Raw genomic sequence first — 10,518 nt, forward strand, 5'->3', positions numbered from 1 at the left:
CGCGGGCCATGCGGCCCTGGAGGGCGTTTGAATAGGGTTATTGCAGACTGGCGGCGACGGCGGGCATGGCCTTGGCCAGCACGTATTCGCCGGGAGCCGGCAGCAGCGGCGGAAGCTCCTTGCTGCCCAGGCTCTTGGGCGCGGCCACTTGCTTGCCGGATTGCGGCGCCAGCCAGGCGTCCCAGTCCTTCCACCAGCTGCCGGGGCGGCTCTCGGCGCCTTCCAGCCATTCTTCGGCGTGCAGCGGCAGCTTGTCGTTGGCCCAGTAGTTGCGCTTGTCCTTCGTCACCGGGTTGATCGAGCCTGCGATGTGGCCGGACGCGCCGAGCACGAAGCGGCGGCTGGGCGCGCCGCCCAGGTATTTCAGGCCGGAGAAGGCGGAGTTCCACAGCACGATATGGTCGTCGCGCGCGGCGAACATATAGACCGGCACGTCGATCTTGGAGATGTCGATCGGCACGCCGCACAGCGTGATCGCGCCCGGGCGCACCAGCGCGTTGTTCATGTAGAACTGGCGCAGCAGGAAGGTGTGCATCGGCAGCGGCAGGTCCACTGCGTCGTTGTTCCAGAACAGGAGGTCGAACGGCGCCGGGGTCTTGCCCAGCAGATAGTTGTTGACCACGTAGTTCCATACCAGATCGTTGGCGCGCAGGCTGGCGAAGGTGCGGCCGATCTCCTTGCCGCTGATGATGCCGCCGGCGGCCATTTTGGCTTCGCGGGCGGCGATCACGTTTTCGTCGATGAAGAAGGAGATCTCGCCCGGCTCGGCGTGGTCGATCAGCGAGGTCATGAAGGTGGCGGAGTCGAAGTATTTCAGCCCCTTGGCCTGGGCCACGCACAGCGCGGTGGTGAGGATGACCCCGCCCACACAGAAGCCGAGCACGTTCATCGTCGGCTGTTTGGTGATCTTCTGCACCGCCTCCGCCGCCTCGAACACGCCTTTCTCGATATAGGTTTCCCAGGTGAAGTGCCGCATCTCGGACACGGCCGAGCGCCAGCTGATCAGGAACACGCGGTAACCCTGGGCGACGAAGTGGCGCACCATCGAGTTGTCCGGCTGCAGGTCCATCAGGTAGTACTTGTTGATGCACGGCGGGATGAACAGCAACGGTTTTTCGTACACCTTGTCGGTGGTGGGGGTGTACTGGATCAGCTCGATCAGCTCGTTGCGGAACACCACCTGGCCGGGCGTGATCACCAGGTTCTTGCCGATCTCGAACTTGCTCTCATCCGACATCGAGATGTGGCCCTTCTGGATGTCGTCCAGCATGTTCTTCATGCCTTCGACCAGGCTTTCGCCCTTGGTCTCGAGTGCGCGTTTGACCACGTCCGGGTTGGTCAGCATGAAGTTGCTGGGCGACATCGCGTCCAGATACTGGCGGGTGGCGAAGGCCAGCTTGTCCTTGGCGTCCTCGTCGAGCTGGGTCTTGTCCACCAGCTCCATCATCCATTTGGAGGTTTGCAGATAGCTCTGTTTGAGGAAGTTGTAGAACGGGTGCTCGTTCCACTCCGGCGACGCGAAGCGGCGGTCGGCGGGCTTGGCGCCCGGCTCGGCCGGAGCTTGCTGGCCGGCAGTCTGGCCGAGGAACTGCGACCACAGGTTGATCTGCTGCTGGTATAGCGAGGACTGCAGGGCGAACAGCTGATTGGTCTGGCTCATCAGCTGGGACCAGGCGCCTGAGAACGGATGGGTTTCGGCGTCGGGGGCGCAGGCCGGCGACAGTGAATTGACGAACTGCTGCATCCATTGCTGGTTGGCCTCGGAGAGGCTGGTGAAGAAACCTTCCAGCGCGGCGGTACTATTCTGGGACAAGATGAATCTCCTGAAACGTGCAAATCGTTGTCGAAGCCTGTCTGAATGTCTGGACTGCATGGTCAAGCGGATGTCCCTGCGACTTTAACAGGGTTGCATGACATTTTCACGCCGTCCGGCGGCGAAATCCGCCATAAGGCGGGCATGGGCCGCAGTTTGTTGCTGCAATGCACAAACCGTTATAAAACACAAGGCGTTTCGTGGTATGGGTTTGACATCGCTTGTGGGATAATCGACTTCGAAATTCAGGGGGAATTGCAATGACGAGTGTAAAACTTGGCTTACATGCCATCCGCGTCGGCAATATTTTCTGCATCGGCCGCAATTACGCCGCGCACGCTGCCGAGCTGGGCAACAAGGTGGAAGACGAGCCGCTGGTGTTTTTGAAGCCGACCTCGGCGTTGCTGGACGAGTCCTCGCCCATTCGCCTGCCGGCCTATTCCGATGATGTCCATCACGAGTGCGAGTTGGTGGCGCTGATAGGCAAGGGCGGGAGCGACATTCCGCCGGACGCGGCGCTGAGCCATGTGGCGGGCTACGGCATCGGCCTGGATCTGACCGCGCGCGACGCGCAGGCTGAAGCCAAGCGCAAAGGCCATCCGTGGACCAAGGCCAAGGGTTTCCGCGGCGCGGCCTGCGTGTCCACGCTGGTGCCGGCCGCCCGGGTGGCGGATCCGCAGCAGTTGAAGTTCGAATTGCGGGTCAATGGCCAGCTGCGCCAGAGCGGCGACGCCGGCCTGATGCTGTTCACGCTGGCCGAGCAGATCAGTTATCTGTCCAGGCTTTACGGCCTGTCCGACGGCGACCTGATCTTCACCGGCACGCCGGAAGGCGTGACGCGCATCGTGTCCGGAGATCAATTGGACCTCAGCCTGCACGGGCAGGTGTCGGCGCATTGGAAGGTGGAATGATGGCAAGGCAGGAAGAGCGGGACGACGACAAGATTCGTCTCGACAAGTGGTTGTGGGCGGCGCGTTTCTTCAAGACGCGCCAGCTGGCGCATGAGGCGCTGGAGCTGGGCCGGGTGCTGGTCAACGGCGACCGGGTCAAGGGCTCGCGCGTGGTGAAGGAGGGCGACAGGCTGCTCTTGCGCCTGAATCAGCTGGAGTACAACGTGGAGGTGCTGCAGCTCTCCACCCAGCGCCGCCCGGCCAAGGAGGCGGTGCTGATGTACCGCGAGGACGAGGCGTCGATCGCCGCCCGCGAGGAGCGGTCGCTGTTGCTGAAGGCCGAGCACGCCAGCTTCCCCCATGGCGACGGCCGGCCCACCAAGAAGGCCCGCCGCGAGATATCCCGCTTCAAATCGTCGTTTTAGCCGCCATCGGGGCGTCGGTCCGGCCCGGCGCCGGATGGAGCCCGGCATCGAACCTTCAGAAAGATGACAATGCAGTCGTTGTGGCCGTTCGCTTCGTTCTATTTCACCTACTTCACCTTCCAGGGCATGTTCAGTCCGTTCTGGGGCCTGTATCTGCAGTCGCTGTCGTTCAGCGCCTGGCAGATATCGGTGCTGATGGCGCTGTCGACGCTGGCGCGGATCGTCGCGCCGGGCTTCTGGGGCTGGCTGGCAGACCGAAGCGGCCGTCGGCGCAACATCATCGTCACTACCTCCGTTCTGTCGGCCGCCAGTTTCTGCCTGGTGGGGCTGCACGACGGCTTCTGGTGGATCTTCGTCAGCCTGGCGGTATCGCATTTCTTCTGGGCCGCCGCGCTGCCCTTGGTCGAGGCCAGCACCGCCTACCTGACGCGCGACAATCCCGGCCGCTACAGCCGGGTGCGGGTATGGGGGTCGATAGGCTTCGTCTGCCTGGCGATGAGCGGCGGCTACCTGCTGGACTGGCTGGGCATCGCGGCGACGCCGTGGATCGTCTCCGCGCTGCTGGCCGGCGTGGCGCTGGCCGCGTTCAAGGTGCCGGAGGTGGTGCCGCAGGGCAAGCCCAAGCCGGCGGGGCCGATCTGGGACACGCTGAAGAAACCGGCGGTGATGGCGCTGTTCGCCTGCTGTTTCCTGCAGGCCTTCGCCCATGGGCCTTACTACACCTTCTATTCGCTGGGCCTGAAGGCCTTCGGCTACGACAAGGCGGCGGTCGGCGTGCTGTGGGCGCTGGGGGTGGTGTTCGAGGTGGGCGTTTTCATGCTGATGCCGCGCATCATGCGCCGCTTCGGGCTGGAGGCCTTGATGCTGGCGTCGCTATCGGCGGCGGTGCTGCGTTTCGGCCTGATCGCCACCTGCCTGGCCTCGCCGGGGGTGGCCGCCTTCGCCCAGGCCTTGCACGCGCTGACCTACGCTTTGCACCACGCGTCGGCCATCGGTCTGATCAACCGCATGTTCGCCGAGCAGCACCACGGCCGCGCGCAGGGCTTGTACATCGTCGCGTCCTTCGGCGTCGGCGGCAGCGGCGGCGGCTTGATAGGCGGGCTGGTGTGGCCGCATGGCGGCGTGATGCCGACCTTCGCGATGTCGGCCGTGGCGGCCTTGATCGGCGTGCTGGTGTGCCTGCGCTGGCTGCGGCCGGCCGGCAAGCTCAGAGCAGCATCACCAGTTTGAATTCCGGCGCGTTGGCCGGCCGCAGCGTGATTTGCTGTTTTTGCAGGCGGCCGAGGCGGGGGTGGTTGAAACCGCGTTCGCCGCCTTCGCGCTCCAGCACGTCCTGTTGCTGCCACAGCCGGTCGAACTCCGGGCTTTCGCGGCGCAGTTTCTCCAGCATGCCGGCGGTTTCGGCGTCGTCCAGTTGCTGGCCCAGGTCGGCGCGCAGCTCGGCGACGACGCGCCGGGCCCGTTCCGGCCAGTTGTCGATGAGGCCGCGGGATTCCGGCATCAGAAAAATGAAGTCCAGCTGATTGCGGCTGGCGTCGGGTTTGCCCAGCCAGTCGCAGAATAACTCCTCCGCCGCCGCATTCCAGGCCACTGCCCGCCAGCGGCGGTCCAGCACATAGGCCGGCATGTCGATGCGCGGCAACATCTTCTCCAGTATCTCCCGCGCTTGCGGATTGGCGTCGGCGCGCTTTTCCTGCGGATTCTTCAGGCCGGCCAGATCGAACAGGTAGTCGGTTTCCGCGCCAGACAGCTGCAGCGCGGCGGCGAGGCGGCCCAGCGTATGCGCGGACACCGATTCGCTGCGGCCCTGCTCCAGCCAGGTGAGCCAGGTGGCGCTGATGCCGGCCAGTTGCGCCACCTCCTCGCGGCGCAAGCCCTTGGCGCGGCGGCGCAAGCCGGCGGGCAGGCCGGCCTGCTGAGGCGTCAGTCGTTCGCGGTGGGCGCGCAGGAAGGCGCCCAATGGCGTGGCGGCGGTATCCATGGTCTTATCCTGTTGGTTTTTATACCAGTATAACTGCTTATCTTGTAACAGGATCAAAGCTGTTCGAATATGCAGTCAACGATGACCCGAGGAACCGCAACATGACCGCGCAAACCTTGTACGACAAACTCTGGAACAGCCATGTGGTGCGCGAGGAGGCCGATGGCACCGCGCTCTTGTACATCGACCGCCACCTGGTGCACGAAGTGACCAGCCCGCAGGCCTTCGAAGGCCTGAAGCTGGCCGGGCGCAAACTGTGGCGCGTCGACTCCGTGGTGTCCACCGCCGACCACAACACGCCCACCGACCATTGGGATGAAGGCATCAAGGACCCGATCTCGCGCCAGCAGGTGGAAACGCTGGATGCCAATATCAAGGCTTTCGGCGCGTTGGCTTATTTCCCGTTCAAGGACAAGGGCCAGGGCATCGTCCACGTGATGGGCCCGGAGCAGGGCGCCACGTTGCCGGGCATGACCGTGGTGTGCGGCGACAGCCACACCTCCACCCACGGCGCTTTCGGCGCGCTGGCGCACGGCATCGGCACCTCCGAGGTGGAGCACGTGATGGCCACCCAGTGCCTGACGGCCAAGAAATCGAAAAACATGCTGGTTAGAGTGGACGGGCAGCTGGACGCCGGCGTCACCGCCAAGGATGTGGCGCTGGCGATCATCGGCAAGATCGGCACCGCCGGCGGCACCGGCTACGCCATCGAGTTCGGCGGCGAGGCGATCCGCGGCCTGAGCATGGAAGGCCGCATGACGCTGTGCAATATGGCGATCGAAGGCGGCGCCCGTTCCGGCCTGGTGGCGGTGGACGACAAGACCATCGATTACGTCAAGGGCCGTCCGTTCGCGCCCAAGGCCGGGCAGTGGGAGCAGGCCGTCGCCTACTGGCGCACGCTGCATTCCGATGACGGCGCGCATTTCGACGAAGTGATCGTGCTGCAGGCCGCCGACATCCAGCCGCAGGTCACCTGGGGCACCTCGCCGGAGATGGTGACGGCGGTGGGCGGCAAGGTGCCGAACCCCGCCAATGAAAGCGATCCGGTGAAGAAGGCTGGCATCGAGCGCGCGTTGGCCTATATGGGGCTGGAGGCGGATACGCCGATAGCCCAGATTCCGGTGGATGTGGTGTTCATCGGCTCCTGTACCAACAGCCGCATCGAAGACCTGCGCGAGGCCGCCGCGGTGGCCAAGGGCCGCAGCAAGGCCGGCAGCGTCAAGCAGGTGCTGGTGGTGCCGGGCTCTGGCCTGGTCAAGGCCCAGGCCGAGGCCGAGGGGCTGGACAAGATCTTCGTCGCCGCCGGTTTCCAGTGGCGCGAGCCGGGCTGTTCGATGTGCCTGGCGATGAACGCCGACCGGCTGTTGCCGGGCGAGCGCTGCGCCTCCACCTCCAACCGCAACTTCGAAGGCCGCCAGGGCCAGGGGGGGCGCACTCATTTGGTGAGTCCGGCGATGGCGGCGGCGGCGGCGGTGGCCGGCCATTTTGTCGACGTGCGCGGCCTGGCCGCCAACTAAGCGCAGTCGGAAGCCCGTTCGGGGGCCGGGGTCTGACGAAAACGCCGGGATTGCTTAGAATGTCCCTTTGTCAGATCGGCAGCCCGCTGCCACCCGAATGGAGCGCATCACATGAAAAAAGAGATGGTTTGTCTGAGCCTGGCCCTGCTGCTGGGCGGCTGCAATACCGTGCAAGGCATCAAAACCGACGCCAAGGAAGGCGGGCAGGCGGTGGGACACGGATTGCAGAAGGCTGGACAGGCGATCGGCAATGCGGTGGAAAAAGGCGGAGAAGCGATCAAGCATACCGCCGAGTAACCCCGCGCCATCCTGAACAGGGAGCGCAATATGAAAGCATTCACCACTTTGCAGGGCCTGGTCTGTCCGCTGGACAGGGCCAACGTCGATACCGACGCCATCATTCCCAAGCAGTTCCTGAAGTCGATCAAGCGGTCCGGCTTCGGCCCCAATCTGTTCGACGAATGGCGCTACTTGGATCACGGCGAGCCGGGCATGGACAGCAGCCAGCGTCAGCTGAACCCGGGCTTCGTGCTGAACCAGCCGCGCTACCAGGGCGCGCAGATCCTGCTGGCGCGGGAGAACTTCGGCTGCGGCTCCAGCCGCGAGCACGCGCCGTGGGCGTTGGACGACCAGGGCTTCCGCGTGGTGATCGCGCCCAGCTTCGCCGACATCTTCTTCAACAACTGCTACAAGAACGGCCTGTTGCCCATCGTGCTGGCGGCGGACATCGTGGATCAGTTGTTCCGCGAGTGCGAGGCGGCGCCGGGCTACAGCCTGAAGGTGGACCTGGTCGCGCAGACGGTGTTCGCCCCGTCAGGACAGGCCTTCCTGTTCGACATCACCGAGCATCGCAAGCACTGCCTGCTGGGCGGCCTGGACGAAATCGGCCTGACCTTGCAGCATGCCGACGAGATCAAGGCTTTCGAGGCGCAACGCCGCGCGGCGCAGCCCTGGCTGTTTTCCTGACGGACGCACAAAGGTTCGCTTGCCTGCCTGCGGTATGAGTACGGGCAAGCATCCACGCGAAGGGGCGCCTGGCGAGGGCGCCGTTCAACCCAACATCAGTTACTGGAAGAGAGCGCCCCATGTCCAATCGCCTTGCCGCATGCAGCTGCGGCCAGCTTACCGCCCAAGTCTCAGGCGACCCGGTACGCGTCTCCATCTGCCACTGTCTGGCCTGTCAGCGCCGCACCGGCAGCGTCTTTGGCCAGCAGGCCCGCTTCTACCGCAAGGACGTCGCCATTGCCGGTGATTCCACCGTTTACGTCCGCGTGGGCGACGAAGGCTCCCGCGTCAAATTTCACTTCTGTCCGACTTGCGGCGCCACCGTGTACTACGAGCCGGAAGGGCTGGAAGAGTTTGTGGCGATACCGGTGGGGGCGTTTGCCGACCCAAGCTTTCCAGCTCCGAGCGTGTCGGTTTATGAGGAGAGGAAGCATGGGTGGGTGGCGGTGCCGGAGGGCGCGGAGCATTTTGCGTAAGGCAAACATGTCCGCCAAAAGGGCAGTTCATTGTTGAAGGGGGCCGGCATGGGGCAGCGTTATCAGGAGTTGCAGGACTCGCACCGCGAGTTCATCGCTGGACAAAAGCTGTTTTTCGTCGCTACCGCCATGGCGGATGGTCATGTCAACCTGTCGCCCAAGGGCATGGACTCGCTGCGGGTGCTGGGGCCGAACCTGATGGCTTGGCTGAACGTCACCGGCAGCGGCAATGAAACCGCCTGCCATGTCGAGCATAGCCCGCGCATGACCGTGATGTTCTGCGCGTTTGAGGGCAAACCGCTGATCCTGCGCCTGTATGGCCAGGCGCGCGCGGTTCATCCCGGCGATGCCGATTGGGACAGCTGTTATGGCCTGTTCCATCCCTTGCCGGGGGCGCGCCAGATATTCTTGCTGGACGTGGAGCTGGTGCAGGCTTCCTGCGGCATGTCGGTGCCTTGCTATCAGTACTTGGGCGAGCGGGAGCAGTTGAACGATTGGGCTCGCGCCAAGGGAGAGCCGGGCATCCGCGACTACTGGCGAAACCGGAACAGCGTGAGTCTGGATGGTTTGCCGACCGGCATCGTCGAGAAAAGCGGCATAGTCCCGCTGGACAAGGCGGAGCAGGCATGAAAACAGGGGTGAGATCGCCATGAGCCAGCGCGGCTGGATGGCCTGGCTGCATCGCCGCCCGCTGGCGGCCTTCCTGTTGCTGGGCCTGAGCTTTCTGCTGTTCGGCGCCGCCACCGTCAACCTGGCTCTGCTGCTGCAGCTGAATCTCAAGCTGTGGCAGGATGTGGGCTGGCAAGCGGCGATGGACGGCGCGCTGCGCCAGCTGGGAGAACTGCTGCTGTCCGGCTATGCCGCGATGGCGGCCTATATCGTATTCAAATGTTGCGAACGGGCGCTGGTTGAGAGGCTGACCCGGCGCGACGACGACAAGCGGCAATAAAGGAGCATTCATGAAGATCGCCATTCTGCCGGGAGACGGCATCGGTCCCGAAATCATCGCCCAGACGGAGCGCGTGCTGGACGTGCTGCGCCGCGATGGCCTGAAGATGGAAACCGAACACGCGCCGCTGGGCGGCGCCGCCTACGACCAGTACGGCGCGCCGTATCCGGAAGCCACGCAGAAGCTGGCGCGCGAAGCCGATGCGGTGCTGCTGGGCGCGGTGGGCGGCCCTGCCTACGACAAGCTGGATCGGCCGCTGCGCCCCGAGCGCGGCCTGCTGGCCATCCGCAAGGACCTGGGCCTGTTCGCCAATCTGCGGCCGGCCATCCTGTACCCCGAGCTGGCCAACGCGTCCACACTGAAGCCGGAAGTGGTGGCCGGGCTGGACATCATGATCGTGCGCGAGCTGACCGGCGACATCTACTTCGGCCAGCCGCGCGGCATCGCCGTCAACGAGCTGGGCGAGCGAGAGGCCTACAACACCATGCGCTACAGCGAGAGCGAAGTGCGCCGCATCGCCCACGTTGCTTTCGGCATCGCCATGAAGCGCAACCGCAAGCTGTGCTCGGTGGACAAGGCCAATGTGCTGGAAACCACCGAGTTCTGGAAAGAAATCATGATCGAGGTGGCCAAGGAGTACCCGCAAGTGGAGCTCAGCCACATGTATGTCGACAACGCGGCGATGCAACTGGTGCGCAATCCGAAGCAATTCGACGTGATGGTCACCGGCAACATCTTCGGCGACATCCTGTCCGACGAAGCCTCCATGCTGACCGGCTCCATCGGCATGCTGCCGTCGGCATCGCTGGACCAGAACAACAAGGGCCTGTACGAGCCCAGCCATGGCTCGGCGCCGGACATCGCCGGCCAGAACCTGGCCAACCCGCTGGCCACCATCCTGTCCGCCGCGATGATGCTGCGCTACAGCTTCGGCCAGGAAGCCGCCGCCCAGCGTGTGGAAAGCGCGGTGAAGAAGGTGCTGGCACAAGGCTACCGCACCGGCGACATTTACGAAGCCGGCTGCGAGAAGGTCAGCTGCTCCGGCATGGGCGACGCGGTGGTGGCGGCGATGTGATGCTGTTTGTCCGCTGATTGACGCGCGTGGCGCGATCCGGTTAAGGATCGCGCCATTTTTTATGTAGATAGTTCATTGTTGATTGGCGATTTAAGGTGCTGATTTCAAAGCGAAGTGTAATTTATTGATCGAATGCGAATAAAATATTTTCGCTTTTCGCTAAACTTTCGCCGCAAACCCAGGATAAGGCTGTTCGAGATAACAGACTTTTGATGGGGTGGCGGTATGGTTGCAGTGGTGACAGGCGCGGGGCTGGGTTTGCACAACGGTTCGCTGGCGGCGCTGGGCGCGCCAGGCCAGCTGGGCGCGGCGGCGTTCGGCCGCGGCGGCGAGCGGGTCTACGTCAACGCCGGCAACGGCAACCTGATCCTGCAGCACCAGGACGAA

The 10,518-nt window shown here is 64.2% G+C and carries 13 protein-coding genes; 11 read left to right on the top strand and 2 right to left on the bottom strand.

Annotated features, from left to right (window positions below):
* Nucleotides 1-37: 37 nt before the first annotated feature.
* Complete coding sequence (locus VL52_RS14230) at nt 38-1,744, bottom strand: PHA/PHB synthase family protein (RefSeq protein WP_200896026.1); 1,707 nt, start codon at nt 1,742-1,744, stop codon at nt 38-40.
* Between the two features lie 114 nt (nt 1,745-1,858).
* On the opposite strand from VL52_RS14230, the gene VL52_RS24575 reads away from it, so the two are divergent.
* From VL52_RS24575 to VL52_RS14245, 4 genes are all read left to right on the top strand, one after another.
* Complete coding sequence (locus tag VL52_RS24575; protein WP_144408933.1) at nt 1,859-2,077, top strand: hypothetical protein; 219 nt, start codon at nt 1,859-1,861, stop codon at nt 2,075-2,077.
* A complete protein-coding gene (locus VL52_RS14235) occupies nt 2,074-2,724 on the top strand; it encodes a fumarylacetoacetate hydrolase family protein (protein ID WP_046157628.1) in 651 nt (216 codons plus the stop codon). The genes VL52_RS24575 and VL52_RS14235 overlap by 4 nt, the downstream gene beginning before the upstream one ends.
* Nucleotides 2,724-3,128 (top strand): RNA-binding S4 domain-containing protein, encoded by a 405-nt coding sequence (locus VL52_RS14240; protein WP_046157649.1) that lies wholly within the window; start codon nt 2,724-2,726, stop codon nt 3,126-3,128. Before VL52_RS14235 ends, VL52_RS14240 begins: the two co-directional genes overlap by 1 nt.
* A 69-nt stretch (nt 3,129-3,197) precedes the next feature.
* The gene (locus tag VL52_RS14245; RefSeq protein ID WP_052729303.1) at nt 3,198-4,358 is read left to right on the top strand and encodes an MFS transporter; all 1,161 of its coding nucleotides are present in this window, start codon (nt 3,198-3,200) and stop codon (nt 4,356-4,358) included.
* On the opposite strand, the gene VL52_RS14250 is transcribed toward VL52_RS14245, so the two are convergent.
* The gene (locus VL52_RS14250; protein WP_046157630.1) at nt 4,336-5,109 is read right to left on the bottom strand and encodes a helix-turn-helix transcriptional regulator; all 774 of its coding nucleotides are present in this window, start codon (nt 5,107-5,109) and stop codon (nt 4,336-4,338) included. The two genes, VL52_RS14245 and VL52_RS14250, sit on opposite strands and share 23 nt — an antisense overlap.
* Nucleotides 5,110-5,210: 101 nt before the next feature.
* On the opposite strand from VL52_RS14250, the gene leuC reads away from it, so the two are divergent.
* The 7 genes from leuC (at nt 5,211) to leuB (ending at nt 10,131) form a co-directional block, all read left to right on the top strand.
* The gene (gene leuC / locus VL52_RS14255; RefSeq protein WP_046157631.1) at nt 5,211-6,626 is read left to right on the top strand and encodes a 3-isopropylmalate dehydratase large subunit; all 1,416 of its coding nucleotides are present in this window, start codon (nt 5,211-5,213) and stop codon (nt 6,624-6,626) included.
* A 111-nt stretch (nt 6,627-6,737) separates the two neighbouring features.
* Nucleotides 6,738-6,923: an entericidin EcnAB gene (locus VL52_RS14260; protein WP_046157632.1), complete on the top strand. Its 186-nt coding sequence runs from the start codon at nt 6,738-6,740 to the stop codon at nt 6,921-6,923.
* Nucleotides 6,924-6,953: 30 nt separating this feature from the next.
* Complete coding sequence (leuD, locus tag VL52_RS14265) at nt 6,954-7,592, top strand: 3-isopropylmalate dehydratase small subunit (RefSeq protein ID WP_046157633.1); 639 nt, start codon at nt 6,954-6,956, stop codon at nt 7,590-7,592.
* 119 nt (nt 7,593-7,711) lie between these two features.
* The gene (locus tag VL52_RS14270) at nt 7,712-8,107 is read left to right on the top strand and encodes a GFA family protein (RefSeq protein WP_046157634.1); all 396 of its coding nucleotides are present in this window, start codon (nt 7,712-7,714) and stop codon (nt 8,105-8,107) included.
* A 48-nt stretch (nt 8,108-8,155) separates the two neighbouring features.
* Nucleotides 8,156-8,737, top strand: a complete 582-nt coding sequence (locus VL52_RS14275; protein ID WP_046157635.1) for a pyridoxamine 5'-phosphate oxidase family protein — start codon at nt 8,156-8,158, stop codon at nt 8,735-8,737.
* Nucleotides 8,738-8,756: 19 nt separating this feature from the next.
* Nucleotides 8,757-9,056, top strand: coding sequence for a hypothetical protein (locus VL52_RS14280; RefSeq protein ID WP_046157636.1), 300 nt, complete (start codon nt 8,757-8,759; stop codon nt 9,054-9,056).
* A gap of 10 nt (nt 9,057-9,066) precedes the next feature.
* The gene (leuB, locus tag VL52_RS14285) at nt 9,067-10,131 is read left to right on the top strand and encodes a 3-isopropylmalate dehydrogenase (protein WP_046157637.1); all 1,065 of its coding nucleotides are present in this window, start codon (nt 9,067-9,069) and stop codon (nt 10,129-10,131) included.
* The last annotated feature ends 387 nt before the right edge of the window (nt 10,132-10,518 follow it).

The organism is Chromobacterium vaccinii (assembly GCF_000971335.1).
In the GTDB taxonomy this organism is placed as follows: domain Bacteria; phylum Pseudomonadota; class Gammaproteobacteria; order Burkholderiales; family Chromobacteriaceae; genus Chromobacterium; species Chromobacterium vaccinii.

Bases quoted from the DNA above. Each gene is read 5' to 3' on its own strand.
- VL52_RS14230 (WP_200896026.1), bottom strand. From the start codon at position 1,744: ATGCAGCAGTTCGTCAATTCACTGTCGCCGGCCTGCGCCCCCGACGCC.
- VL52_RS24575 (WP_144408933.1), top strand. From the start codon at position 1,859: ATGTCTGGACTGCATGGTCAAGCGGATGTCCCTGCGACTTTAACAGGG.
- VL52_RS14235 (WP_046157628.1), top strand. From the start codon at position 2,074: ATGACGAGTGTAAAACTTGGCTTACATGCCATCCGCGTCGGCAATATT.
- VL52_RS14240 (WP_046157649.1), top strand. From the start codon at position 2,724: ATGGCAAGGCAGGAAGAGCGGGACGACGACAAGATTCGTCTCGACAAG.
- VL52_RS14245 (WP_052729303.1), top strand. From the start codon at position 3,198: ATGCAGTCGTTGTGGCCGTTCGCTTCGTTCTATTTCACCTACTTCACC.
- VL52_RS14250 (WP_046157630.1), bottom strand. From the start codon at position 5,109: ATGGATACCGCCGCCACGCCATTGGGCGCCTTCCTGCGCGCCCACCGC.
- leuC (WP_046157631.1), top strand. From the start codon at position 5,211: ATGACCGCGCAAACCTTGTACGACAAACTCTGGAACAGCCATGTGGTG.
- VL52_RS14260 (WP_046157632.1), top strand. From the start codon at position 6,738: ATGAAAAAAGAGATGGTTTGTCTGAGCCTGGCCCTGCTGCTGGGCGGC.
- leuD (WP_046157633.1), top strand. From the start codon at position 6,954: ATGAAAGCATTCACCACTTTGCAGGGCCTGGTCTGTCCGCTGGACAGG.
- VL52_RS14270 (WP_046157634.1), top strand. From the start codon at position 7,712: ATGTCCAATCGCCTTGCCGCATGCAGCTGCGGCCAGCTTACCGCCCAA.
- VL52_RS14275 (WP_046157635.1), top strand. From the start codon at position 8,156: ATGGGGCAGCGTTATCAGGAGTTGCAGGACTCGCACCGCGAGTTCATC.
- VL52_RS14280 (WP_046157636.1), top strand. From the start codon at position 8,757: ATGAGCCAGCGCGGCTGGATGGCCTGGCTGCATCGCCGCCCGCTGGCG.
- leuB (WP_046157637.1), top strand. From the start codon at position 9,067: ATGAAGATCGCCATTCTGCCGGGAGACGGCATCGGTCCCGAAATCATC.